We start from the raw sequence: 22,654 nt of genomic DNA, 5'->3' as shown, positions 1-22,654 counted from the left end.
TGGCCACCCTACACCAGCGCTTTGACGCCGTTGGGAGTGAGCTGATACACCCCGCGTTCCACATTCTCGAACCAGCCGTAGTGATCGCTGCGCATCATCTCGGTGGCGCGGGCCACCCCCGTGGCACGGGCGACATCCGCGCCTTTGCTGGCGCCGTTTTCTTCAAGATAGGCCGCAATGCGCAGCGCGTCCTGCCGGTAAGCGGTGATCAGGTGGTTGTTGCGCGCGGCACCGCCCAGGTTGGGATCGCCCTCGCGCCGGGCGAATTCGCGCAACAGCCGGGTCTTGCGCGGTTTGGATTTGCGCGGCTGATAGGGGGCGGGGTCGAGATGGATTTCCGTGTGACCATCGCTCATCCGCACGGTGATCAGGCCAAGGCCAAGACGACGGCAGAGCGTCTTGTTTTCCTTCAATGCGCGCAGGAAAGGTTTGCCGCTCTTGCGTGGCACCGCGACATAGACCCAATCGGTGATCGCCTGCCGCGCCACGGCCTGATGGAAAAGCGACAGGGAAAACCCGGTTTTCAACTCCACGATCACCGGGTCATCACCGTCCCGGACCGCAACCACATCCGCCGCCCCGATCTCGGCCTTGACGGCGTAGCCCTGCGATTCCAGCAGGGATTTCACGGGCGGGTAAAGCTCTGTTTCCTTCACAAATCCGCCCGGTATTCCTCAATCAGGTGGGACACCACCGCGCGCATCTGCGCCTCGTGATCGGCACCTGCCGCCTCGGAGGCCGCGCGCACCGCCCGTTGCCGCGTGGACGAGGTGCCGCGCGACAGGATCGTGCGCACATGGTCCAGCTCGGACGCGCAGTTCAGCGCCGCCGCGTCTTCCTCCAGAATATCGATCAGTTCTTCGATCAGTTCTGCCATGGGCACGATCTCGCCCCGGCCAAAGTCGATCAGCCCCTCATCGATCCCGTAGCGCTGCGCACGCCAGCGGTTTTCGGAAATCAGGAACTGGTCATAGCGCCGCCAGCGCTGGTTTCGGGTGCGCAGCCGCCAGAGCATGCGCAAAAGGCATTGATTGACGGCAGCCAGCGCCAGCGTGTCCTCCAGCCGGGGGGACACATCGCAGATCCGCGTTTCCAGCGTCGGGAAGCGGTGCGACGGGCGCAGGTCCCACCAGATCTTGGTGCTGTCCTCGATCAGCCCCAGATCGACCAACGCATCGACCGAGCGCTGATATTCATCCCAGCTGTCGATATTGGGCGGCAGCCCGGTACGCGGCAGGTTGTCGAACACCGTCAGCCGGTAAGACGCCAGCCCGGTATCCTCGCCCTGCCAGAAAGGCGAGGAGGTGGAGAGCGCCAGAAGATGCGGCAGGAAATAGGACATCTGACCCAGAAGATCTGCGCGCAACGCATCGTCATTCAGCCCGACATGCACATGCATCCCGCAGATCAGCATCCGCCGCACCACCCCGCCCAGATCCTGACGTAGCTGGTTATAGCGCTCCTTGTCGGTGTGGTGCTGCTGTTTCCAGTCGGCAAATGGATGGCAGGAGGCGGCAATCGGCGCGGCGTTATACTTGGCCGCACAGTCGGCGATTGTCGCGCGCAGGTGGCGCAGGTCATCGCGCGCGGCCCCAATATCGGCGCAGACCCCGGTGCCTACCTCGATCTGGCATTGCAGGTATTCCGGGCTGACCTGATCGGCCAGCGCCGCCTTGCAATCCTCCATCAGCGCATCGGGCACCTCGACCAGCGCCAGCGTGTCGAGATCGACAAGCAGGTATTCCTCTTCGATGCCAAGAGTGAAATCCGGTGTCTTCATAGCGTGCCCTGATGCCGTTCGGACCGCGCGCTGGCGCGCGCGGTGGCCGGGTGTTTCATGCTGCGGTGATCGTGCCCGTCATGTTGCTGTGAAAGGCGCAGACATAGTCGAAGGTTCCGGCGGACCCCACCGTAATCTCACCGCTTTCGCCACGGCCAAGCCGACCCGTGTCAAAGCTGCCATCCCTGGCGGTGGCCGTGTGGGGCGCGCCGTCTTCGTTGGTGAACACCACCGTGTCGCCCGCAGCCACGCTCAGCGTGTCCGGAATGAAGGCAAAACCGCGAATGGCCACGGCATGGGTGGCCGCCCGGGCCTGTGTGGCGAGGCCCAGCGCCAGCGGCGCGGATGCCAGCCCTGCCAGGGCGCTGCGTCTGGAAATATCAGTCATGGAAACCTCCCAAGGAAATGCAGGTTGAGCATGACCCAGAGGATCGCGTCGCGCAATACCAAGCGGCGCGGGTCAACTCGCGCAGTTGGTGATGCCGAGAAAGGCCATGGCCTCGTCCCGGTCTCGAAAAACGCCAATTTCCTGGCAGGCATCGCCTTCGTTGAGCGAGGCGTACATGCGGGCCACGCCATAGGCAAGATCATGCGGTGCCCAAAATCCGATACGTGTGCGCGGCCCCTGAGCGATCACCGCGTGCTTGCGATGCGACATGCCCAGCATCTGGTTGAAATTGATGTCGATATCCGTGGCTTCCGAGGCATCCACCAAAACCGGCATGCCCGGTTCCCAGCGCGGGTCCCGTGTGCTGTCGGAAAACACGCGCATGCTGTCGTCGACCGAGATTCTTCCCGCATACCAGACGATCATGAAACCGCGGTCGGGGAAGATGTCGTAGGTGACGGTCATTTGGGGGAAGCCTTTCAGGTCTGGATGGTTCGCATAAAAAATGGGCGCCCAAGGGCGCCCATCTATCATGAAGGGAAAGATGCCGTTAGTCCATCGCCTTAAAGTTGAATTCTCCACCTTCCTTGATGCCCGAGAACCAGCGCGCGGTCACGGTCTTGGTCTTGGTGTAGAAGCGGAAGGCATCGGGGCCGTATTGGTTCAGGTCGCCAAAGGCGGATTTTTTCCAGCCGCCGAATGTGTGGTAGCTGAGCGGCACGGGGATCGGGAAGTTGATGCCGACCATGCCCACATTGACCCGGTGCGCAAAGTCGCGCGCGGTGTCGCCATCGGCGGTGAAGATCGCGGTGCCGTTGCCATAGTCATTGTCCATGACAAGGTTGAGCGCGTCCTCGTAGGTTTCCATGCGCACCTGGCTCAGGACGGGGCCAAAGATTTCCTCTTTGTAGATGTCCATGTCCGGCGTCACGTTGTCAAACAGCGAGGGGCCACAGAAGAACCCGTTTTCATAGCCCTGAAGCTGAAAACCGCGCCCGTCGACCACGAGCTTCGCGCCTTGGTCCACGCCACTGTCGATCAGCCCGTTGATGCGCGCCTTGGAGGCGGCGGTGATCACCGGACCGAAATCCACGTCGTCACCGGCGGTGTAGGGGCCGACTTTCAGGTTCTCGACCCGCGGCACCAGCTTTTCGATCAGACGGTCGGCGGTTTCCTGTCCCACTGGAACGGCGACCGAGATCGCCATGCAGCGTTCACCTGCCGCGCCATAACCGGCGCCGACCAGCGCATCGGCGGCCTTGTCCAGATCGGCATCAGGCATGATCAGCATGTGGTTTTTGGCACCGCCGAAACATTGCGCGCGTTTGCCGTTATTGGCGGCGCGGCCATAGATGTACTGGGCAATCGGGGTGGAACCGACAAAACCAACGGCGGCGATGGTCTCGTTATCAAGGATCGCATCCACGACCTCTTTGTCACCGTTGACCACCTGCAGCACACCATCGGGCAGCCCGGCCTCTTGCAGCAGTTCGGCCAGACGCAGTGCGGTCGACGGCACGCGCTCGGACGGTTTGAGGATCATCGCGTTGCCGGATGCCAGCGCGGGGGCCATTTTCCACATCGGGATCATCGCCGGGAAGTTGAAGGGCGTTATGCCCGCCACCACACCCAGCGGCTGGCGCATGGAATAGAGGTCAATACCCGGGCCGCCATCATCGGTGAATTCACCCTTGAGCATCGCGGGCGCGCCCATGCAGACCTCGACCACTTCAAGCCCGCGCTGCACATCGCCGCGCGCATCGGGCAGGGTCTTGCCATGTTCGCGGCTGACAAGCTCGGCCAGCTCGTCCATGTGCTCGTTGACCAGCGCGCCGAACTTCATCATCACCCGCGCGCGGCGCTGCGGGTTGGTCGCGCCCCAAGCTTTCTGCGCCTCGGCGGCACGCGCCACGGCGTCATCCAGCTCGGCCTTGCTCGACAGTTTCACCTGTGCCTGCACTTCGCCGGTGGCGGGGTTCATCACGTCTGCGGTGCGGGTCGAGCCGCTTTCGACAAAAGCACCGTCGATAAAGTTTTTGATCACGTCCATGGAATCGTCCTCCTCCTGAGTTGAGGCCATCCTAGGCTTGCAATTTCGCTCTATAAAGCGGCAATCTGCCAAAGAGGTTTTGCATTTTTGCAAGGATGAGTCATGGACTCCTGGGATGATATCCGCATTTTTCTGGCGGTGGCGCGGCATGAAAGCCTGTCCGCGGCCGGGCGTGCATTGCGTATTGATCCGGCCACGGTGGGGCGGCGTGTGGCGCGGCTTGAACAAAAATTGGGCCAGCCGCTCTTTGCCAAGTCCCCGCAGGGCTATGCGCTCACCGAGGCGGGGCAGCGGCTTTTGCCCCATGCGGAACGCACTGAACAGGCCACGCAAGCCGCATCCGAGGCGCTGGCGGGCCAGACCGGGCGGCTGTCTGGGCAAATCCGCATCGGTGCGCCCGATGGCTGCGCCAATTTCCTGCTGCCCCAGGTCTGCGCCGCTATCGCGCGCGAGAATCCAGAGCTTGAGATCCAGATTCTTGCCCAGCCGCGTGTCGTCAACCTGTCCAAGCGCGAGGCCGACATGGCCATTTCGGTCAGCCCGCCAAGTGCCGGACGGCTCAGCGTGCAGAAAATCACTGATTACCACCTGCATCTTGCCGCAAGTGACGCCTATCTGGCGGATGCCGCCCCGATTACCGGGCTCGATAGTCTGAGCACTCACCGGCTGGTGGGCTATATCTCCGACATGATCTTTGACCGCGAATTGGACTACCTTTCGGAAATGGGGTTGGAACAGGTTGATCTGGCGTCCAATTCCGTTTCGGTTCAGCTCAACTGGCTGCGGCAGGGGGGCGGGGTTGGCGTGGTGCATGATTTCGCGCTGCCCGCCGCGCCGGGCCTGCGCAAGATCCTGACCGATGAGGTGTCGCTGACACGGTCCTTCTACCTTGTCCGGCACGCCGATGACCGGCGACTGGACCGGATGAACCGGTTTGCGGCGGCGCTAGTGGCGGGCATGCGGGCCGAGGTCGCACGGCTTGAGGCGCTGGATTGACGCAGCTTGCGACTTCCGCATTGCTTGACAGTTGCAGGTCTTGGGGGAAAGCTGGGCTCATAAGCTACGGCAAGGAGTGCGAAAATGCTGGTCCATCAGATCCTGAAATCGAAAGCCGACGACACGGTCGTCACGGTGAAGCCCGGGACGCTGGTGTCAGAGGCAGCGGGCATTCTAGCCGACAAGAGGATCGGGACCGTGGTGATCTCTGCCGATGGCAGTACGGCGGACGGCATCCTGTCTGAGCGTGACATCGTGCGGGAACTGGCGCGGCGTGGTGCGACCTGCTTGTCTGACAAAGTGTCGGATTACATGACGTCCGAGTTGCAAACCACCACCCGCGACGAGCGTGCGGACAGCGTGCTGGCGCGCATGACCGAAGGGCGGTTCCGCCACATGCCGGTGGTGGAAGAGGGCAAGCTGATCGGGCTCATCACACTGGGTGACGTGGTCAAGGCGCGCCTGTCTGAACTGGCGATGGAAAAAGACGCGCTGCAAGGGATGATCATGGGGCATTGAGCCTCCGGCGCTGCGGCGCGGCAATATGCGGGTTGCACTTTTGCGGCGGCTCGTGTTGCTTGGCGCCCGAACCCGCGACCTCACCAAACCCAGAGCACGCCCATGCGCATCGGCCTATATCCCGGCACTTTCGACCCCATCACCTTGGGCCATATCGACATTATCCGCCGCGCGGCGCTGTTGGTGGACCGGCTGGTCATTGGCGTGGCGATCAACCGCGACAAGGGGCCTTTGTTCTCGCTCGAAGAGCGCGTCGCGATGATCGAGGCGGAATGCGCCAAGCTGTCGGAACAGACCGGGACCGAGATCATTGCCCATCCGTTCGAAAACCTGCTCATTGACTGCGCCAAGGATGTGGGCGCAAGCGTGATCATCCGCGGTCTGCGCGCGGTGGCGGATTTCGAGTATGAATTTCAGATGGTCGGCATGAACCGGGCGCTGGATGATACGGTTGAAACCGTGTTCCTCATGGCCGAGGCGCGGCATCAGGCGATTGCGTCAAAACTGGTCAAGGAGATCGCCCGTCTGGGCGGGGATGTGTCGAAATTCGTTACCCCTCCAGTGAAAGAGGCACTGACCGCCCGGTTCGGGTGAGGCAGTCGGTTCGACAAACAGAAAGCCGCCCGGGATAAGGGCGGCTTGTTTATTTCAACGTCTTACGCGGGTGTCTTGATGTGGCTCAGCGGCCGTAGACCGCCCGTGCCGCGATGCGTTCGGCATCGCCCTGATAGATGTCCAGATCAAGTGCCGTTTCGATAGGCATGTGCTTGATTTCATTGACAGTCCGGCGATAGGCCGCGTGCTTCTCAAGGCGGGTGCGCAGGGTTGTGATCATGTCGAACATCAGGTGTTCCTTTCCTGGCTAAACGTTCATTTGTCTCTCAGGCGCTTCGTTGACGTCCTGATAGCTCAAACATAATCATGCTGCGGCGCAGAACAACTGCGCTTTGCGCAGATGCGCCCTGCATATATCGCATAGCGGTGCACTGCCTGCATGTCGCCGTTCAAGAGCTCGTTTTGAAATGAAAAAGCCCCGCGGTGAGGCGAGGCTTTTCGTGTTCAGGGGGGCGGTGGGATCAGAGATATTTGCCCATTTCCACCGCTGTGTCGGCCATACGGTTGGAGAAACCCCATTCATTGTCATACCAGCTCAGGATGCGGCACATGTTGCCGTCCATGACCTTGGTCTGGTCGGTGGCAAAGATCGAGGAATGCGGGTCGTGGTTGAAATCCATCGAGACCAGCTTGCGATCCGTCACGCCCAGCACGCCTTTGAGCGGGCCGCTCGCGGCGGCGTGAATGGCGGCGTTGATCTCCTCGGCCGTGGTGTCGCGCCCGGCCTCAAACGTCAGGTCCACGACCGATACGTTCGGGGTGGGAACGCGGATCGCCACGCCGTCCAGCTTGCCATTGAGTTCCGGCAGGACCAGACCAACAGCGCGCGCCGCACCGGTGGTGGTGGGGATCATCGACATGGCCGCCGCACGGGCGCGGTACAGATCCTTGTGCATTGTATCCAGCGTCGGCTGGTCGCCGGTATAGCTGTGCACGGTGGTCATGAAGCCGCGGGTGATGCCGACGGCGTCATTCAGCACCTTGGCCACCGGCGACAGGCAGTTGGTGGTGCAGGAGGCGTTCGACACGATCAGGTCGTCTGCGGTCAGCGTGTCATGGTTCACGCCGAAAACGATGGTCTTGTCCGCGTCCTTGCCGGGGGCCGAGATCAAGACCCGCTTGGAGCCGTTTTCAAGATGCGCCTGGCAGGCCTCTTTCGAGGTAAAGATGCCGGTACATTCCAGCACCACATCCACATCCGACCAGGGCAAGTCAGCGGGGTTGCGGATCGCCGTAACGGCGATGGGACCGCGACCGACGTCGATGCTGTCATCGGTGGTCGTGACCTCGACGGGGAATCGGCCATGCACCGAGTCGAATTGCAGCAAATGCGCGTTTGTTTCGACCGGGCCCAGATCATTGATCGCGACCACTTCGATATCGGTGCGGCCCGATTCAATGATCGCGCGCAAGATGTTGCGGCCAATCCGGCCAAATCCGTTGATGGCGACTTTCACAGCCATGATATTCCCTCGCATCGGAAAATGAACGGGCGCAGAAAGGTTCGTTTCGCCGCGCCCTGCGTTTCTGTTACCGCTAACAATAACATTTGCGAAGGAAAGTCAACCGGTGCCCCGCCTGCCTGGCGGAAACCGGGATCAAGGTGTGGACTTTGCCGGGGTTTGTGCCACTCTTGACCGCCCGGACCATGATGGAGCCAAACGAATGAGACTATGGGTATTGACCGCTGCCTTTCTGCTGAGTGCCAACAGCGCGCTGGCCGGATGCTGCAACTACGGCTGTTGCGATTGCAGCTGCGTCGCCGTGCCTCAGCGTATTTCCGATCTGGTGGAGCGTTTCAGCGAGATTCGGCAAGGCTATGGCGGCGTCACCGGACCGATGTCCGTCAGTTTCGAATTGCCCGGGGTGAGTCGTGAGCAGCTTGTCGAGACGGCCAAGAATATTTCATTCAAAGATCCAGCCATTGCCTGCCGCCCCTATTGTGGCGAAAGCGTCTGTGGCATCGAGTGTCGCGTGGACTGACCCGGCGCAGATCAGCGCCAGAAGGCGATGTATTCAATCAGATCCATAAGCTTCTTGGCCAGAAACAGAAAATGCTCGGTGCCAAAGAATATGTAATCCGCCCCGATCAGGATCAGGATGAAAAGCCCTAGAAAGAAAGCGATCCGGTTGGTCATATGCACCTGCGACTTGTGCCTGTGACCCTGCCAAAGCCCGCAGTCCGGGGCAAGGCGCAAAACCGCCCGTTCCGGCAGGGGGCCATCGCGGCGCTTTGGCGGATGCGGAAGTGGGCGTAGGGTAAGGGGGTGAAACACGCAAAAGGTGATTTTACCATGTCCATTACACTTGATATTCAACAACCCCAACCCTTTGACCTTGTTGGCGCGTCCATTCTGATCTCAGGCAATGCCACCGCGTTCGAGGGAACATTGTCCGTCCGGGTCTCGGAGGGTCATGACGAGTTTACCGGTTTTATTACGGTCGGGTCGCTTGGCCTGCGCCAGTTTCAGGGTCAGTTCGACATTCCCGCCAGCAATGCGTTTCAGCTCTCGCGGCTGTTTCTGACCGTTGCCGATGACACGGGCAATGAAAGCGGGCCATCGGTTGTCATCCCGGTGCTGTTTGGCCCGATGATCCTGCCGGGCTACACGGGTTGGCAGCCTTTTACGGTGCAGCCCGGAGATACGCTCACCGCTATTGCGCAAAGCCAATATGGCACCGGGGATTTTCAGCCGATCTTTGCCGCGAACCAGCATATCCTGAACGACCCGAACGTGATTTTCCCGGGGCAGGTGCTGCGCATCCCGCGCAACGATATCTGAGCCGCAAAGGAAAACGGCGGCCCCGGGGGGACCGCCGCTTCCTGCGTGGAGGTGTCTTGGAACTCGTTACATGATCAATGCAGCAGGCGGCCCATGGCGGCGGCCACGTCGGCCATGCGCACGGAGAAACCCCATTCATTGTCGTACCATGCCAGAACGCGCACGGTACGACCGCCGACAACCTTGGTCTGGTCGGGGGCAAAGATCGAGCTTTGCGGCGTGTGATTGAAGTCGATCGAGACCTTGGGCTCGGGATCATAGGCCATCACCATGCCCATGTGACCGGCGCAGGCTTCGCGCACCACTTCGTTCACATTCTCGACGGTCACGTCTTTCTTGGCTTCAAAGGTCAGGTCCACGGCCGAGACATTCGGCGTGGGCACGCGCATCGCGGTGCCGTCCAGCTTGCCCTTGAGGTTCGGCAGAACCTCACCCAGCGCCTTGGCGGCACCGGTCGAGGTGGGGATCATCGCCATGGCCCCGGCGCGTGCGCGGTAGAGATCCTTATGGCGGCGGTCCAGTGTCGGCTGGTCACCGGTGTAAGAGTGGATCGTCGTCATGATGCCGCGTTCGATGCCAATGGCCTCGTCCAGCACCTTGGCCAGCGGGGCCAGACAGTTGGTGGTGCAGGACCCGTTCGAAATCATCGTGTCGCCCACTTCGAGCGAGCGGTGGTTCACGCCGTAGACGATGGTTTTCTGCACGTTCTTGGCCGGAGCCGAGATCAGCACCGATTTGGCACCGCGGTCGATATGCTTGTTGGCCTTCAGACCGTCGTTGAAATTGCCGGTGCATTCCAGAACGACATCGCAGCCGCCCCAGTCCAGCTCGTCCATGTTGTAGGTGGACATGACCTCCATCGGGCCACGACCCAGATCCATGGTGTTGCCCGCCACTTTCACCTCGCCGGGGAAGCGGCCATGCACGCTGTCGTAGCGCAGCAAGTGGGCTGCGGTCTCGATCGGGCCGGTGGCATTGATCTTGACCACCTGCACATCATTGCGGGCGCTTTCGGCAATATGCGAAAGGGTGCAGCGGCCGATGCGGCCAAATCCGTTGATCCCGACGGTAACAGTCATCTTGGTAATCTCCTGCGCGTGCTCTTGGGGCGGTCTTAACGGGCGAATGTGTCAGGGCAAAGAAAAAACCGTCACATTCCCAGTATGATAGCGGTAACCGTGGCAGGGGCGCGCATGGTGGCGCTAACGAATTCACGGCTGGGGCGGGCGATTGCGTTAACATATTGCTGCGCTGCGGCATGACCCGGGGTCGCCCGGGAATCACTTGCGGCGGCGGGCGAGATCGGAAAGCCTCGACCTGCGTAACGATGGAGACGGGATGTCATGAGCGGTTTGCTGGCTTTGCTGGACGATGTGGCGGGGATTGCCAAGGTGGCGGCGGCTTCGGTCGATGACATTGCGGGGCAGGCGGCCAAGGCGGGGGCCAAGGCGGCAGGCGCGGTGATCGACGATGCGGCTGTGACGCCGAAATACCTGCAAGGCTTCGCGCCCGCGCGCGAACTTCCCATCGTCTGGCGCATCGCGCGCGGCTCACTGATCAACAAGCTTGTGTTCCTGTTGCCCATCGGGCTTGCGCTCTCGGCCTTTGCGCCATGGATGATTGCGCCGCTGCTGATGCTGGGGGGCGCGTATCTGTGTTTCGAGGGCGCGGAAAAGGTCGCCCATGTGCTGGGCTTCGGCCATGGCCATGGCGGGCCGGATGGCAGCCACGCCACGGGCGACCCGGGCCATCTGGAAGAGGAAAAGGTCAAGGGCGCGATCAAGACCGACTTTATCCTCTCCGCGGAAATCATGACCATCGCGCTGGCCGCCATCCCAGCCAGCACCTTCTGGATGGAGGCGGGCACATTGGCCATGGTGGCGGTGGGGATCACCGTCGCGGTCTATGGTGCCGTGGCATTGATCGTGAAGGCGGATGATGTGGGGCTGTTTCTCGCTGAACGCGGTCGGCTGGGCCTGACGCGCGCTCTGGGGCGGGGAATCGTCCGGGCGATGCCGGGCTTCATGAAGGGGCTGACCATCGTTGGCACCGCGGCGATGCTGTGGGTCGGGGGCTCGATCATCGTGCATTCGCTGGCCGAGATGGGCTGGCACGGGCCGGAACATGTCATCCATGACTATGCCGTGCGGTTTGCGCATCTGTTTGATGCCGCATGGCACGGGGCGGCCGAATGGATCGCCAAGGCCGCGATGGACGGTGTTCTGGGGCTGGCATTGGGCACGGCACTGATTCCCATTGGCGTAAAAATCGTCGGGCCGCTCTGGGCCAAACTCTCCGCCAGGAGCGCCTGACACCTGCGGCTCTACCAAACACTGGGTAGAGCCCTACCAAAGACTGGGTAGGTAATCCCTACGCGTATCTGGGTATGACGAATCGCGCATCCCCGAAATGGCGTTTTTTTGGGCGGTTTTCCTTGCGATATCAATGGCAGCCGTTAACACTTGCGCGGGTTGGATAACCGGGGCTGCGCCAAGCGACGTGCTGTCCCATTACAGGGCCTGATGGCCAAAACGTTCCAGGGAGGAATACATGAACAAATTCGTGACAATTGCGGTTGCAGGAGTGATCGCCGCCGGGTCTGCATCGGCGCAGGAGACGTTCGAGATGACGTCGGCGTTCGGGAAGAACCTGCCGATCCTCGGCACTGCCGGTGTTGATTTCGTCGAGAAGATCAACGGGATTTCGACCGAGGTCGAGTTCGAGCATTTCGATCCGGGTGAGCTGGTGCCGACGCTGGAAGCGCTGGATGCGGTGTCGAACGGGTCGGTGGATGCCGCCTATACCACCTCGGGCTACTGGCAGGGCAAGATCCCGGCCGCGTCGCTGTTTGCTGCCGTGCCTTTCGGGCCGGAAGCGGGCGAATTCCTGGGCTGGATGCTTTATGATGACGGGGCCGCGCTGTTCCAGCAGATGTATGACGACAACGGCTATAACGTGAAGGTTCTGCCCTGCGGGATCATCGCGCCGGAAACTTCGGGCTGGTTCAAGAACGAGATCACCTCGCTCGAAGATCTCGAAGGTCTGAACATGCGCTTCTTCGGCCTTGGCGCGGAAGTCATGCAGAAACTGGGCGTGTCGACCTCGCTGCTGGCGGGTGGGGACATCTTCCCGGCGCTGGAGCGGGGCGCGATTGACGCGACCGAGTTCTCGATGCCGCGCATCGATGCGCGTCTGGGCTTCCACCAGATCGCCAAGTTCAACTACTTCCCCGGCTGGCACCAGCCCGCGACGCTGTTTGAACTGCTGGTCAACAAGGACCGCTGGGACGATCTGGATGAGCGGTCGCAAAAGCAGATCGAAGTGGCCTGCCTTGCCAACATCACCACCAACTTTGCCGAGGGCGAAGCGACCAACTTCCCGGCCATGGTGGACAATGTCGAGAACAACGGCGTGACCATCAAGCAGTGGACGCCGGAGCAACTGGCCGTGTTTGAAGGCGCATGGAACGAAGTGGCCGGTGAACTGGCGGCGGAAGACGCGTTCTTCAAGCAGGTCTGGGACGACCTTCAGGAATACCGCGAAGGCTACAAGACCTGGGGCAACACGATCTACTTGCCGCGTCCGCGCGACTGATCGCCCAGCTATCTGACTGAAACCGGACAGGCCCCGCTGCGGGCCTGTCCTTTGCTGCACCCGAACATGAGCACGTGTTGGGAAACGCTGCCGCGCCCGGAGCGCGGCAAGGGGGACATATGCATCTGGATGAAGAAGAAACAATAATCGGGGGGGAGAACCCCAGCGTCGCGATCAACGACCCCGGCGAGATCGACCGGGCCGACCATGGGCGCGGGGACCGCTTTGTCGTCAACCTGTCCAATGTGGTGGCGTGGATCTTTCCCATCCTGATGATCGCGATCTGTGCGCAGGTCGTGCTGCGCCAGGCCGGGCACAACCAGGCCTGGCTGGATGATTTCCAGTGGTGGCTCTACGGCGCCGCGGTGCTGGTGGGGGTGGCCTATGCGGTGACCACCGACAGCCATGTGCGGGTCGATATCTTCTATGACAATTACGACGACAGGCGCAAAGCGCGCATCGACGTGTTTGCGCTGGTCTGGTGTTTCCTGCCCTTTACCATCCTGTGCTGGGACGTGACGCTGGGCTATGCGATCTCGTCCATCGTGGCCAATGAAGGCTCGGACAGCCCCAATGGCTTGCACAACCTGTGGATTCTCAAGACGGTGCTGAACCTGTCCTTCCTGCTGATCGCGCTGGCGATCTGGGCGATGTACACGCGTCGGCTGACGGTGCTGATGGGGCAGAAGCCGCCCTTGGGGCGCAAGCTGCTTTATGCGCTGCCCTCGACCATGTTCGCGGTCAATCTGGCGGCCTATTACGCGATCTATCTCTATCACCGCGCGGCACTGCCCGAGGGCGACAACCCGCGTACCATCCTGCGCAAGCCGATCTTTGACGAGATCGAGCTGGGGCCCTGGGATATCAAATACACAATACTCATCACCGTGGTCCTGACCATCGTGGTGATCGGCCTCGCGCTGTTGCGTGACGCCCGGAGGGCGCGCTGATGCTGAGCTTTATCGGACAATTCCTGACGCTGAACGAGATCGCGGTGATCTTCATGTTCGGCGGCTTCATCGTCATGCTGTTCCGCGGCGTGCCGGTGGCCATGGCGCTGGTGGGGATCAGCCTGATCTTCGTGCTGATTGCCGAGTTCTTCCTCGATCCGTTCCGCGGCACCTTCCGCGATATCATCGAGTTCGACCGCACCGGCATCGAATACCAGAAGCTTCAGGCGCTGTCGGGCCGGCTGTTTGGCTCGATCGTCAAGAACCCGGTGCTTGTGGCGCTGCCGATGTTCATCTTCATGGGGCTGATGCTGGACCAGTCCGGCGTGGCGCTGCGCATGATGCAGTCGATGCAGAAACTGTTCCGGGGTCTGCGCGGGGGCCTGTCGCTCACCGTGCTCCTGATCGGGATCATCCTTGCCGCCTCGACCGGGGTGATCGGCGCCTCGGTGACGCTCCTGGGCGTGATGGCGCTGCCGCAGATGATGAACCAGAACTATTCCAAGCCCATCGCCACCGGCACCATTGCGTCCGCTGGCACGCTGGGCATCCTGATCCCGCCCTCGATCATGCTGGTGATCATGTCGGACCAGCTGGCGATCTCTCTGGGCGACCTGTTCATGGGCGCGCTGTTCCCGGGGCTGCTTCTGGGGGCGCTTTATATCATCTTCATCGTGATCTATGGCTTCATCAATCCCAACGCCATGCCCGCCCCGGAGAAATCCGAACATGTGGGCTGGCCGGTGGTGAAAGAGGTGCTGCTGGCGGTGGTGCCGCCGATGCTGCTGATCCTGCTGGTGCTGGGCTCGATCTTTGCGGGCTTTGCCACGCCGACCGAAGCCTCGGGGCTGGGCGCGATGGGGGCGACGCTTCTGGCGCTGGCCAACCGCAAGCTGGACCTCAAGGTGCTGGCCACGGTGAGCCGCTCGACGCTCAACACGGCCGGTTACATCGTGGGGATCTTTCTCGCGGCGAACTTCTTTGCCTTCGTGCTGCGCCGCTATGGCGGGGACGAGATCATCGAACACCTGGTGCTGAACGCCTTTGACGGCCACCCGTACCTGACGGTGATGTTCATCCTGTTCATCGTGTTCCTCTTGGGCTTCCTGCTCGACTGGATCGAGATCACGATCATCATCATGCCGCTGATGCTGCCGGTGATCCTGTCGCTCGACCTCGCCATCAACGGGTTCGACACGGTCAACGACCCCTCGGTGGTGTGGTTCGCGATCCTCGTGGCGGTGACCTTGCAGACCAGCTTCCTGACGCCACCTGTGGGCTTTGCACTGTTCTACCTCAAGGGCGTCTGCCCACCGGGCGTGACACTGGGCCATATCTACCGCGGCGTGATCCCCTTCGTGATCCTGCAACTGACAGGCCTCGCCATCGTCTTCGCATGGCCAGAACTCGTCACATGGCTGCCAGCATATGCCTATGGCAACTAGATAAGGGGAGGCGCCGGTTTCGGCGCCTCCTTTCGTTTGAGACCGGGAGAACCCTATGACACCGCAAACCATTCCTGACGCCACTTTCCACACCCGTGTGCGCAACCCCGCACTGGGCGGCGACAACCCGTTTGAATGGAAGCTGGTCACCAGCGAGGACATCTTCGCGGGTCGCCGCGTGGTGGTCTTTGCCCTGCCGGGCGCATTCACGCCGGCCTGTTCGGAGAGCCATGTCCCCGGGTTCGAGGCCGCTTTTGACGATCTGCAAGAGGCAGGCATCGACGCGGTCTATTGCCTGTCGGTCAATGACGCCTTTGTCATGGGGCAATGGGCGCGGGCGCAGGGCATCGAAAAGGTCCAGATGCTGCCCGATGGCAATGGCGAGTTCAGCCGCAAGATGGGCATGCTGGTGGATCGCTCGGCCCAAGGCATGGGGATGCGCAGCTGGCGTTATTCCATGCTGGTCGAGGATGGCGCGGTCACCGCGCTCTTCTCTGAGCCGGGCTTTCGCGACAACCCGCCCGGCGTGCCGGTCGAGCGGTCAGGCGCGGATACCATGCTGGCGCATCTGCGCGGCTGATCCATCGGGCGGGGGGCGGGATCAGTCCAGCCAGCTTCTGTAATCGCTGACGAGCAGATGTGTGGGCGCTTCGTCTTCCTCGATCTCGGAGAACCGACCGATTGGTTCGCGGAAGATATTGTCGGTCTCGTCGTCATTCACGGTCGAGACCTCGCCAATCAGCACATCGCCCCCATCACCCCAGAAGGCATGCCAGTCACCGGGGCGCAGGGTGACGCTTTCGCCCGGAGCAAGGCGCAGTTTCTCGCCCGCCGCAAACTCATGCCGGATGCCGTCCAGCCAGACCGTGCCGCCGCGATCCTCGGCGAAATTGCCCGCATCGTCCGAGCCGAAAAGCTCCACTACCAGCGTCGCGCCGCCGCGGTTGATGATATCCTCGGCCTTGATCACATGGGTATGCATGGGCGACAGCTGATCCTGTTTGGAAATCAGCAGCTTTTCGGCGTAGCACATGCCGCCGCCGCGCTGCAGGTCACCCAGAAGCCCGTTGCGCAGGGTAAAGAGAAACAGCCCCATCTCGTCATACCGGCCTTCGCCATAATCGGTGATGTCCCAGCCGCAGCGCGCATCAATGACATGGCGGGCGGCGTCCGCGCGGGCTTTGAAGTCTTCCGGGGACCAATAGGCAAAGGGGGGCAGGGTAAAGCCATGGTGGCGGATCATTTCGTCAGCCTCGGCCATGATCGCATTGATGCGGGAACGTTTCATAGTGGGGCCTCTTTGCGGCTCAGAAGGAATAGAAGCGCTTGGCGGTGCCGCCAAAGACGGCGGCGTGCATGGCGCTCGGGACCAGTTTTTGAAATGCGCTGCGCAGGTCGGAATAGTTCGAATAGAGCGAATCCACCGGGAAATTGGAGCCAAACATCACGCAATCCGGTCCGAATTGGTCAAGAAGCGTGTCGACGATCGGGTGAATGCTGTCCGGTGTCCAGTTGTGATCGAACATGCCAAGTCCGGACAGTTTGCAGGTGATCTGGGGCAGGGCGGAGAGCACGCGCAGCCGCTCGGCCCAGTCGCGCAGACCCTCTGCACTGCGGTCGATGGGCGAGCCTGCATGGCACAGCGCGATGGGCGTGTCTGGCGCTGCCTCCAGCACGCGGGCCATGGAATCGTAGAGATCGGGGATCAGTTGCAGATCAAAGCTCAGCCCCCGCCGCCCGACCTCGCGCAGGCCAGCCGCAAAGCGCGGATCGCCCAAAAGCGCATTGGTGCCGCTTTGCGCGTCCTCGCTCGGTGCGCGGCCAACGATCTGGCGCACGCCGCGCAGGGTAGAGAGCGTCTGGAGCCGGTCCAGTTGTGCGCTCAGGTCGTCGGCGGTCAGGTCACAGAACGCCACCTGCACCATGGGCCAATCCGGGTTGGCCTCGGCCACCGCCTGAATCCACGCGGCCTCGTCCCAGCCATCCTCGGCGCCTACCTGAATATGGACCGACCCGTCGAACCCCGCCGCATCCCGGCGAAATTCATCCAGCAGGTAGTTGCGCTGAATGGGGGCCGGGTCGCCAAAGAAACGCTCCACCCCCTTGGCCATGAGCCATGGGTAATGCACGGCGCTCAGGTCCCACAGGTGATGATGCGCGTCGATCCTCATGCGCCGATATTCGTGTAGCGCTCCAGAATATCAACCCCCTGGGTCTTCCAGAAATGCAGCAGGTCGATAAAGATCCAGTTCTCGGCCAGCTTGTCGCCGTCGCGCCGGTAAATGTCGATCACCCGGAACTCGCCGGGTTTGTCCGTGGCGGGCATGCCCATGAAGCCGCCCATATGGCGGGCGGTGAAATTGGGCCAGCCGAAAAAGCCGCCGTAATGCCCCTCGGCCAGACGCGCGATGTGCTTGGTCTTGCTACGGTCGGTGAAGCTCGCGCGGAACGCACCGGAATGCTGTTTGGCGTAACGCGGGATCGTATAGGTCGCGCCAATCCCGTGGGGGCCCCACCAGAGCATATCTTGGACCCATGTCCGCGCCAGTTCCTCTTCCAGCGGCAGGCCAAGCTGCCATGTGCCCAGATCGCCGATCATCGCATTGATCGCATCCAGCGTGGCCTGACCTTCCTCGGGCGGGCAGGGGGCGTGCAAGAGCCCGTCATGGGTCAGCGGCCCGGGCTGGACAAGAAAGGCGGCGGTGGCGGGCGGGAAGGGGTCTTGGCCCGCCTGCGCCATCAGATGCGGGATGTCGAAATACATCGCAGTCTCGGTAATGCGGCCATTCTCAACGCGATTGAATTCTGAGTAGCGCAGCATCACCAGCTTGCCGGTGGGACGGATGCCCAACCACGGCGCATCGAAGAGCCCCATGAGATGGCCCATGGAGACCACCCATGTGCTGTCGAACCCGTCGATCTCATTCTTGCCGGCAAAGAACACATCTTCGCGCCGCTGCATCGAAGTCAGGCTCTCGTGCAGGGGGGCCCAGAACCGGTCTGCTACGGTCTCGGGGCCGGTGATCTCGTTGAACGGATGAAAGCCGCGCCAATGCAGGTCCGGCGCGCAATACTCGGCCATCACCTTGGCCAGATCCGCGCCGCGCGGTGTTTCAAGTACCGCGTAAAAGTTGCGCACAAGGGCCTTTTCGGCCTGAAAGTCAGTCATTTTCAGATGTCCACATTTTCAAACAGGTCCACGCCCATCTGCAGCAGCACATGGGGAATATCCACGAATACCCAGTTCTCGACCAAGAGATCGCCCTCGCGCCGCCACCAGTCGCAGACGCGCATATAGAGCCGTTTGCCTTCGCTGGGCTGGCCAAGAAACGGCTTGGCCTGCACCGCGTTGAGCGAGGGCCATCCACCGGAACACACGTAATCGCCATCGCCGAAGCGGGTGAAATGCCGGGTCTCGCTGCCGGGGACCGATCCGCCGATCCATTCCGAGAAGGTCTGTTCGAACGGCACCTGAAAGCCCGCGAATTCCTCAAGCCCAATGAAACTGCCAAAGGCGGCTGGCCCGTACCAAATCATCCGCTCATGCCAATAGGGACGCCATTTCTCGTCCGGCGTGGCCAGACCGCGCAGCATGGTTGTGACCATCGCGGCGGACTCCGCTCCGCGTGCCCGGTCATTGTCCTGCCATTGCAGCCCGTCCTGGGTGATCGGTCCCGCGAGGTAGCCGGTAAAGCCGCGATGACGTCCGGGGCTTTGCGAAATGGGCCATTGATCGCAGGCGATCATCAATTCGGGCAGGTCGAGGAAGATGTAGCTTTCGACTGCGCGCCCGCCTTCCATCCGGTGAAATTCACCAAAGCGCAGATGCGCCATGCGGCCCGTGGCCCGGATGCCCAGCCAGTCGCGGGCGAAATGGCCGGTGTAATAGCCGGTGCAGGTGACCCAATCCGCGCCCTCATAGTTTCCGCCAAAACCGATGTAATCGGTCCGGGTCAGGCTGTCGAAACTGGCCGCCAGCGGGGTCAGAAAGCGCTGAGTGAATGCGCCCGACCCCGCCAGTTCGTTGAACGGGTGGACCATATTGATCCGTGCGTCGGGGGCAAAGAACGCCTCCGCCGCCCTGTCCGACCCCGCGCCGGGGTAGCGCAGGGACTCTGTGTAAGCCCGCAAGGCGGCCTTGTTCGCGTCCATGGGTCAGCCCTTTACCGCACCCGCGGTCAGTCCCGACACGATCTGGCGCTGGAAGAACATCACCATGACAAAGATCGGTGCGGTTGAACTGACCACCGCCGCCACGGCGAACATCACATTGCCCTTGGTCTGGGTGGTGCCGAGGAAGCTGGCGATCTTGGGCACCATGGTCTGGTTTTCCTTTTCCAGAAGCATCGCGGTCACCGCAAAATCGTTATAGGCTAGGAGGAAGCTGAACAGCCCCGTGGTGATGACGCCGGGCCACATGACCGGGATGATCACATGCCGGAATGCCTGGAACCGCGTGCAGCCATCGACCATGGCGCTTTCATCCAGATCCTTGGGAATGTTGCGGAAGAACGAGGTCAGCATCCAGAGCGAAAACGGCTGGTTGATCGCCACCAGCACGATCACGGTCGTCGAGATATGCCCCCAGAGGTTCCATTCGAAGAACGGAAGCAGATAACCCGAAACCAGCGTGATCGGCGGCATGGCGCGGAAGATCAGCGCCGCGATCAGCAGCCAGAAGGCGTAGTTATAGGTCGAGCGCGACAGCGCGTAGCCCGCCAGCGTGGAGCAGGTGAGTGAGATCAGCACCACGCAAAAGCAGACCACAAAAGTATTGAGCGCCGCACGCCAGAACTCTTCCTGTACCCAAGCCCCGTGATAGCCATCACCGGTAAAGCTACCGCCGGTTTCGGTACGGGTCAGTTCGCCGGTGAGCGCATTGGCCCAGTTGGCCTTGGAAAAGAAGTCGCCTTCGACCTTGAAGGAGCCCCAGAGCGTCCAGAGGAAGGGAAAGGCCGCAAGGATGACCCAGACCACCAGAAAGCCAAGCAGCAGGACACGCAGGCCGGTGGGGTGTTTTTTCGTCAAAGCGCTCATGGATCAGGCCCTCTTGTGGTCGCGCCAAGTGCGTACAAGCACCGGGGCAAGCAGGATTGCGACGCCAATGATGGTGAGAACGGAGGTGGCGGCGGCAGAGTTCAGGAGCCGCGTTTCGCCCCCCAGATCGGTATAGATGTAGTAACTGAGTGAGTTCGCATGGGCCGCGGCGCTGAAACTGACCAGCGGTTCAAAGACCCGGAAATTGTCCATCAGCTGGATCAGCGCCACGAAGGTCACCAGCGGCATCAGATGCGGGATGGTCACGTAACGCACCCGCTGCCAGCGCGTCGCACCGTCTATCATCGCGGCCTCCAGCGTGTCCTGATTGACCGTCTGCAGCCCGGCGTAGAAGACCACGAATGCAAAGGGCGCGGCGTGCCAGATGCCGTAGACCATAAGCATGATCCACATCAGCGGGGTGGACGCCTTGACCGACAGCTCAGGGTCATCGGCAAGGAATTGCAGCGCATGGCCCAGAATGCCGCGCGCGTCGATCATCCAGAACAGCACAAGTGAGCCCACCAGCGGGTTGATGATGAAGGGCAGGAGCGAGACAAAGATCAGCGGCCCGCGCAGCATCCGCGCCGAGGCATTGACCGCAACCGCGATGGCGAAACCCAGCATGATGGTCAGCGGTGTTACAATGGCGGTGAAGGTCAGCGTAAAGGCAATGGCGCGGTAGAAAGGCAGGTTCATCAACTCGCCCAGGAAGTCACCCATGCTTTCAGATGTACGCCAGGCTTCGCCGATTTCGCTGGTCGCGAGATGTCCGCGATTGGTGTAGTTCTCTAGCCCGACAAATTTGCCCAGTGGCTGATCCTGCCGGAGCGCTTCGGTGGCTTCCTGGTCGATCTTGGTGGTGGTTTCACAGCCGAACGGGCCGCAGTTTTCCACCTCGATGATCACCTGATCATGTTGGGCGTGGAAGGATTGAACGACCACCGAGGCCACCGGCAGCGCGATGAACAGCGTCATGGCCAGCAGGGACGGGAAGACAAAGCTGAAGAATGTTCCGTGTTTCACGGCGCACACCATCCTGTCATTGAATGAGGAAGAAGGGCGGGGCGCCGGGAGGAGGCGCCCCGCAGGAGGCAAGGCTTATTCCGAGAGGAAGCCTTTTTCGGTGGCTGCAGCGGTATAGGCCGCTTCCACATCTGCCAGAGCTTGTTCAGCGCTTTCCGCACCGTTCATGAAGTCAGCCAGTTCAGCACCCAGAGCGGTGTGCAGGAGACCCTGATAGGGCACCATCGGGTAGGGTTTGGAACCCGCCTGAACCGAGGCCAGAACGCCTTCGTTCACCGGCTGAGCTTCGAACCCGTCGATCAGCCACACGGCCTGGCTCATGGTTTCGTCGTTCAGGATCGCGGGCGACGAGCCATAGGCCATCGCCTGGAAGGTGGCGGCAGCATCTTCGTCGCTGATGTTCTTGGCCACGGTCCAGCCGTCCCACCAGAGCGTGTTGGCGGGTACGCCGCTGTCACCGACCATGAGCGGACCACGGATCCTGGTATTTTCGTAGACAACCGGCTCGGCGCCTTCGTCGTCCATGAGAACGCCGGTCCGCGAGCCCCACATGTGCATCAGCGCGACATTGCCCGCTTCCCATTCGGCCGAGGTGGCGTTGGAATCATGCGTCAGGAAATCGGGATTCATGTATTCCGACAGCGCCTTCATCATGGTCAGCGCGGCCACGCCTTTTTCGTTGTTGATGGCCACCTTGGCCGAGCCCGGCTCAAAGAATTCGCCGCCATGGCCGAGATACATGTTCACGAATTCCTGCGCGAGGTTCCAGCCCGCTGCGTAAGGGCCACCCACCGGGTATTCCAGGATGCCGTCTGAGCGGATTTTTTCAGCCGCGGCAAGGACTTCCTCATAGGTGGTGGGCACGTCCAGCCCGGCCTGCTCCAGGATATCCTCGCGATAAACAAGGCTCTGTGCGTTCGCCATGAAGGCCACCGCCATCACTTGCCCATCCACCGAAATCAGCTGGTGCTTGGGAATGTCCTGGCCATATTCGGCCACCAGATCATCAAGCGGGCGGATCACGTCTTCGTTGATCAGAGAAACGATCGAGGAGTTGGCGACAATCGCGGTGGTGTATTCCGCCGGGTTGCCGGTCATGCCCGCAACGTGAAGCTTCTGGTGATCGGCCGTGAGGTTGGCTTCCGCCTCGATACCTTCGCAGGAGGTCGCGGCATTGGCGACGGTATGAATGGCCGGGAATTCGTTCCCGATGATCGACAGGCGGCCGCCGTCAATTTTGCAGCCGCCATGGGCCTCGGCGAAAGCGGTGGTTGCAGCGGCCGTGATCAGCGCGGTTGCGCCAAGAAGTCTGGCGATTTTCGTCATGTGGTTTGGTCTCCCTGTTGTCACCCGAGCGATCTGCGGGCGTTCGTCTGCGCGGCGATTCGAATCGCTTACGCCTTGCATACGATTGCAAGGATGTCCCATGGATAGCCCGTTTGGCAAGGGTCAAGTTTTCAAGCGGCAAAAA

At 61.5% G+C, this 22,654-nt stretch carries 26 protein-coding genes; 10 read left to right on the top strand and 16 right to left on the bottom strand.

The features are described 5' to 3' along the window. Nucleotides 1-8: 8 nt before the first annotated feature. From PGB28_RS00260 to PGB28_RS00240, 5 genes are all read right to left on the bottom strand, one after another. Nucleotides 9-656 (bottom strand): DUF2161 domain-containing phosphodiesterase, encoded by a 648-nt coding sequence (locus PGB28_RS00260; protein WP_271419461.1) that lies wholly within the window; start codon nucleotides 654-656, stop codon nucleotides 9-11. Beyond that, the gene (locus tag PGB28_RS00255; protein WP_271419460.1) at nucleotides 653-1,780 is read right to left on the bottom strand and encodes a carboxylate-amine ligase; all 1,128 of its coding nucleotides are present in this window, start codon (nucleotides 1,778-1,780) and stop codon (nucleotides 653-655) included. Before PGB28_RS00255 ends, PGB28_RS00260 begins: the two co-directional genes overlap by 4 nt. Before the next feature lie 55 nt (nucleotides 1,781-1,835). Beyond that, nucleotides 1,836-2,168 (bottom strand): cupredoxin domain-containing protein, encoded by a 333-nt coding sequence (locus tag PGB28_RS00250; protein WP_271419459.1) that lies wholly within the window; start codon nucleotides 2,166-2,168, stop codon nucleotides 1,836-1,838. Between the two features lie 72 nt (nucleotides 2,169-2,240). Further along, complete coding sequence (locus tag PGB28_RS00245; protein ID WP_271419458.1) at nucleotides 2,241-2,633, bottom strand: hypothetical protein; 393 nt, start codon at nucleotides 2,631-2,633, stop codon at nucleotides 2,241-2,243. Between the two features lie 85 nt (nucleotides 2,634-2,718). Further along, nucleotides 2,719-4,218, bottom strand: coding sequence for a CoA-acylating methylmalonate-semialdehyde dehydrogenase (locus PGB28_RS00240; RefSeq protein ID WP_271419457.1), 1,500 nt, complete (start codon nucleotides 4,216-4,218; stop codon nucleotides 2,719-2,721). 102 nt (nucleotides 4,219-4,320) lie between these two features. Between PGB28_RS00240 and PGB28_RS00235 the strand changes: the two genes are divergently transcribed. The 3 genes from PGB28_RS00235 (at nucleotide 4,321) to coaD (ending at nucleotide 6,327) form a co-directional block, all read left to right on the top strand. Beyond that, nucleotides 4,321-5,214: a LysR family transcriptional regulator gene (locus tag PGB28_RS00235; RefSeq protein ID WP_271419456.1), complete on the top strand. Its 894-nt coding sequence runs from the start codon at nucleotides 4,321-4,323 to the stop codon at nucleotides 5,212-5,214. Between the two features lie 84 nt (nucleotides 5,215-5,298). Then, nucleotides 5,299-5,733 (top strand): CBS domain-containing protein, encoded by a 435-nt coding sequence (locus PGB28_RS00230; RefSeq protein WP_271419455.1) that lies wholly within the window; start codon nucleotides 5,299-5,301, stop codon nucleotides 5,731-5,733. A gap of 102 nt (nucleotides 5,734-5,835) precedes the next feature. After that, nucleotides 5,836-6,327, top strand: coding sequence for a pantetheine-phosphate adenylyltransferase (gene coaD / locus PGB28_RS00225; RefSeq protein ID WP_271419454.1), 492 nt, complete (start codon nucleotides 5,836-5,838; stop codon nucleotides 6,325-6,327). Nucleotides 6,328-6,412: 85 nt separating this feature from the next. Here the strand turns inward: coaD and PGB28_RS00220 are convergent, their stop codons facing one another. Further along, on the bottom strand, nucleotides 6,413-6,577 hold the full coding sequence (locus PGB28_RS00220; RefSeq protein ID WP_271419453.1) for a hypothetical protein: 165 nt from the start codon (nucleotides 6,575-6,577) through the stop codon (nucleotides 6,413-6,415). 232 nt (nucleotides 6,578-6,809) lie between these two features. After that, nucleotides 6,810-7,811 (bottom strand): type I glyceraldehyde-3-phosphate dehydrogenase, encoded by a 1,002-nt coding sequence (gap, locus tag PGB28_RS00215; RefSeq protein WP_271419452.1) that lies wholly within the window; start codon nucleotides 7,809-7,811, stop codon nucleotides 6,810-6,812. A 202-nt stretch (nucleotides 7,812-8,013) separates the two neighbouring features. Between gap (PGB28_RS00215) and PGB28_RS00210 the strand changes: the two genes are divergently transcribed. Next, nucleotides 8,014-8,331 carry a hypothetical protein gene (locus PGB28_RS00210; RefSeq protein WP_271419451.1) on the top strand — a complete coding sequence of 106 codons (318 nt, stop codon included), beginning with the start codon at nucleotides 8,014-8,016 and terminating at the stop codon, nucleotides 8,329-8,331. Between the two features lie 11 nt (nucleotides 8,332-8,342). On the opposite strand, the gene PGB28_RS00205 is transcribed toward PGB28_RS00210, so the two are convergent. Further along, complete coding sequence (locus PGB28_RS00205; RefSeq protein WP_271419450.1) at nucleotides 8,343-8,486, bottom strand: hypothetical protein; 144 nt, start codon at nucleotides 8,484-8,486, stop codon at nucleotides 8,343-8,345. A 156-nt stretch (nucleotides 8,487-8,642) separates the two neighbouring features. Here PGB28_RS00205 and PGB28_RS00200 point away from each other — a divergent pair, with 156 nt between their 5' ends. Further along, nucleotides 8,643-9,131: a LysM peptidoglycan-binding domain-containing protein gene (locus tag PGB28_RS00200; protein WP_271419449.1), complete on the top strand. Its 489-nt coding sequence runs from the start codon at nucleotides 8,643-8,645 to the stop codon at nucleotides 9,129-9,131. Between the two features lie 74 nt (nucleotides 9,132-9,205). On the opposite strand, the gene gap (PGB28_RS00195) is transcribed toward PGB28_RS00200, so the two are convergent. Next, nucleotides 9,206-10,210 carry a type I glyceraldehyde-3-phosphate dehydrogenase gene (gene gap, locus PGB28_RS00195; RefSeq protein WP_271419448.1) on the bottom strand — a complete coding sequence of 335 codons (1,005 nt, stop codon included), beginning with the start codon at nucleotides 10,208-10,210 and terminating at the stop codon, nucleotides 9,206-9,208. A gap of 264 nt (nucleotides 10,211-10,474) precedes the next feature. On the opposite strand from gap (PGB28_RS00195), the gene PGB28_RS00190 reads away from it, so the two are divergent. From PGB28_RS00190 to PGB28_RS00170, 5 genes are all read left to right on the top strand, one after another. After that, nucleotides 10,475-11,443 (top strand): DUF808 domain-containing protein, encoded by a 969-nt coding sequence (locus tag PGB28_RS00190; RefSeq protein ID WP_271419447.1) that lies wholly within the window; start codon nucleotides 10,475-10,477, stop codon nucleotides 11,441-11,443. Between the two features lie 238 nt (nucleotides 11,444-11,681). Beyond that, nucleotides 11,682-12,725 (top strand): TRAP transporter substrate-binding protein, encoded by a 1,044-nt coding sequence (locus PGB28_RS00185; protein WP_271419446.1) that lies wholly within the window; start codon nucleotides 11,682-11,684, stop codon nucleotides 12,723-12,725. A 119-nt stretch (nucleotides 12,726-12,844) separates the two neighbouring features. Next, nucleotides 12,845-13,675, top strand: a complete 831-nt coding sequence (locus PGB28_RS00180) for a TRAP transporter small permease subunit (protein WP_271419445.1) — start codon at nucleotides 12,845-12,847, stop codon at nucleotides 13,673-13,675. Continuing rightward, entirely contained in the window at nucleotides 13,675-15,120 is a 1,446-nt protein-coding gene (locus PGB28_RS00175; protein ID WP_271419444.1) for a TRAP transporter large permease, read from the top strand. Before PGB28_RS00180 ends, PGB28_RS00175 begins: the two co-directional genes overlap by 1 nt. Before the next feature lie 55 nt (nucleotides 15,121-15,175). Continuing rightward, nucleotides 15,176-15,700, top strand: coding sequence for a peroxiredoxin (locus PGB28_RS00170; RefSeq protein WP_271419443.1), 525 nt, complete (start codon nucleotides 15,176-15,178; stop codon nucleotides 15,698-15,700). A 21-nt stretch (nucleotides 15,701-15,721) separates the two neighbouring features. Here the strand turns inward: PGB28_RS00170 and PGB28_RS00165 are convergent, their stop codons facing one another. The 7 genes from PGB28_RS00165 to PGB28_RS00135 all read right to left on the bottom strand — a co-directional run bounded on the left by PGB28_RS00165 (nucleotide 15,722) and on the right by PGB28_RS00135 (nucleotide 22,509). Beyond that, entirely contained in the window at nucleotides 15,722-16,408 is a 687-nt protein-coding gene (locus tag PGB28_RS00165; RefSeq protein WP_271419442.1) for a D-lyxose/D-mannose family sugar isomerase, read from the bottom strand. A gap of 19 nt (nucleotides 16,409-16,427) precedes the next feature. Beyond that, nucleotides 16,428-17,291: an amidohydrolase family protein gene (locus PGB28_RS00160; protein WP_271419441.1), complete on the bottom strand. Its 864-nt coding sequence runs from the start codon at nucleotides 17,289-17,291 to the stop codon at nucleotides 16,428-16,430. Next, a complete protein-coding gene (locus tag PGB28_RS00155; RefSeq protein WP_271419440.1) occupies nucleotides 17,288-18,289 on the bottom strand; it encodes a nuclear transport factor 2 family protein in 1,002 nt (333 codons plus the stop codon). The genes PGB28_RS00160 and PGB28_RS00155 overlap by 4 nt, the downstream gene beginning before the upstream one ends. A 2-nt stretch (nucleotides 18,290-18,291) precedes the next feature. Beyond that, complete coding sequence (locus PGB28_RS00150) at nucleotides 18,292-19,272, bottom strand: nuclear transport factor 2 family protein (RefSeq protein ID WP_271419439.1); 981 nt, start codon at nucleotides 19,270-19,272, stop codon at nucleotides 18,292-18,294. Nucleotides 19,273-19,275: 3 nt separating this feature from the next. Next, nucleotides 19,276-20,157: a carbohydrate ABC transporter permease gene (locus tag PGB28_RS00145; RefSeq protein ID WP_271419438.1), complete on the bottom strand. Its 882-nt coding sequence runs from the start codon at nucleotides 20,155-20,157 to the stop codon at nucleotides 19,276-19,278. Nucleotides 20,158-20,160: 3 nt separating this feature from the next. Further along, nucleotides 20,161-21,183 (bottom strand): carbohydrate ABC transporter permease, encoded by a 1,023-nt coding sequence (locus PGB28_RS00140; RefSeq protein WP_271419437.1) that lies wholly within the window; start codon nucleotides 21,181-21,183, stop codon nucleotides 20,161-20,163. 75 nt (nucleotides 21,184-21,258) lie between these two features. Continuing rightward, nucleotides 21,259-22,509, bottom strand: coding sequence for an ABC transporter substrate-binding protein (locus PGB28_RS00135; protein WP_271419436.1), 1,251 nt, complete (start codon nucleotides 22,507-22,509; stop codon nucleotides 21,259-21,261). Between the last annotated feature and the right edge of the window lie 145 nt (nucleotides 22,510-22,654).

It is taken from the genome of Primorskyibacter aestuariivivens (assembly GCF_028023675.1).
Classification (GTDB): Bacteria; Pseudomonadota; Alphaproteobacteria; order Rhodobacterales; family Rhodobacteraceae; genus Marinovum; species Marinovum aestuariivivens.
Note: the sequence above shows the minus strand (reverse complement) of the source record. Positions and strands in the feature narration are given on the sequence as shown.

Excerpts from the sequence above, each read along its gene's own strand:
- PGB28_RS00145 (WP_271419438.1), bottom strand. The coding sequence starts at position 20,157 with ATGAGCGCTTTGACGAAAAAACACCCCACCGGCCTGCGTGTCCTGCTG.
- gap (WP_271419452.1), bottom strand. The coding sequence starts at position 7,811 with ATGGCTGTGAAAGTCGCCATCAACGGATTTGGCCGGATTGGCCGCAAC.
- PGB28_RS00150 (WP_271419439.1), bottom strand. The coding sequence starts at position 19,272 with ATGGACGCGAACAAGGCCGCCTTGCGGGCTTACACAGAGTCCCTGCGC.
- PGB28_RS00175 (WP_271419444.1), top strand. The coding sequence starts at position 13,675 with ATGCTGAGCTTTATCGGACAATTCCTGACGCTGAACGAGATCGCGGTG.
- PGB28_RS00190 (WP_271419447.1), top strand. The coding sequence starts at position 10,475 with ATGAGCGGTTTGCTGGCTTTGCTGGACGATGTGGCGGGGATTGCCAAG.
- PGB28_RS00180 (WP_271419445.1), top strand. The coding sequence starts at position 12,845 with ATGCATCTGGATGAAGAAGAAACAATAATCGGGGGGGAGAACCCCAGC.
- PGB28_RS00185 (WP_271419446.1), top strand. The coding sequence starts at position 11,682 with ATGAACAAATTCGTGACAATTGCGGTTGCAGGAGTGATCGCCGCCGGG.
- gap (WP_271419448.1), bottom strand. The coding sequence starts at position 10,210 with ATGACTGTTACCGTCGGGATCAACGGATTTGGCCGCATCGGCCGCTGC.
- PGB28_RS00220 (WP_271419453.1), bottom strand. The coding sequence starts at position 6,577 with ATGTTCGACATGATCACAACCCTGCGCACCCGCCTTGAGAAGCACGCG.
- PGB28_RS00205 (WP_271419450.1), bottom strand. The coding sequence starts at position 8,486 with ATGACCAACCGGATCGCTTTCTTTCTAGGGCTTTTCATCCTGATCCTG.
- PGB28_RS00135 (WP_271419436.1), bottom strand. The coding sequence starts at position 22,509 with ATGACGAAAATCGCCAGACTTCTTGGCGCAACCGCGCTGATCACGGCC.
- coaD (WP_271419454.1), top strand. The coding sequence starts at position 5,836 with ATGCGCATCGGCCTATATCCCGGCACTTTCGACCCCATCACCTTGGGC.
- PGB28_RS00200 (WP_271419449.1), top strand. The coding sequence starts at position 8,643 with ATGTCCATTACACTTGATATTCAACAACCCCAACCCTTTGACCTTGTT.
- PGB28_RS00245 (WP_271419458.1), bottom strand. The coding sequence starts at position 2,633 with ATGACCGTCACCTACGACATCTTCCCCGACCGCGGTTTCATGATCGTC.
- PGB28_RS00235 (WP_271419456.1), top strand. The coding sequence starts at position 4,321 with ATGGACTCCTGGGATGATATCCGCATTTTTCTGGCGGTGGCGCGGCAT.
- PGB28_RS00240 (WP_271419457.1), bottom strand. The coding sequence starts at position 4,218 with ATGGACGTGATCAAAAACTTTATCGACGGTGCTTTTGTCGAAAGCGGC.
- PGB28_RS00165 (WP_271419442.1), bottom strand. The coding sequence starts at position 16,408 with ATGAAACGTTCCCGCATCAATGCGATCATGGCCGAGGCTGACGAAATG.
- PGB28_RS00155 (WP_271419440.1), bottom strand. The coding sequence starts at position 18,289 with ATGACTGACTTTCAGGCCGAAAAGGCCCTTGTGCGCAACTTTTACGCG.
- PGB28_RS00160 (WP_271419441.1), bottom strand. The coding sequence starts at position 17,291 with ATGAGGATCGACGCGCATCATCACCTGTGGGACCTGAGCGCCGTGCAT.
- PGB28_RS00210 (WP_271419451.1), top strand. The coding sequence starts at position 8,014 with ATGAGACTATGGGTATTGACCGCTGCCTTTCTGCTGAGTGCCAACAGC.
- PGB28_RS00250 (WP_271419459.1), bottom strand. The coding sequence starts at position 2,168 with ATGACTGATATTTCCAGACGCAGCGCCCTGGCAGGGCTGGCATCCGCG.
- PGB28_RS00170 (WP_271419443.1), top strand. The coding sequence starts at position 15,176 with ATGACACCGCAAACCATTCCTGACGCCACTTTCCACACCCGTGTGCGC.
- PGB28_RS00230 (WP_271419455.1), top strand. The coding sequence starts at position 5,299 with ATGCTGGTCCATCAGATCCTGAAATCGAAAGCCGACGACACGGTCGTC.
- PGB28_RS00255 (WP_271419460.1), bottom strand. The coding sequence starts at position 1,780 with ATGAAGACACCGGATTTCACTCTTGGCATCGAAGAGGAATACCTGCTT.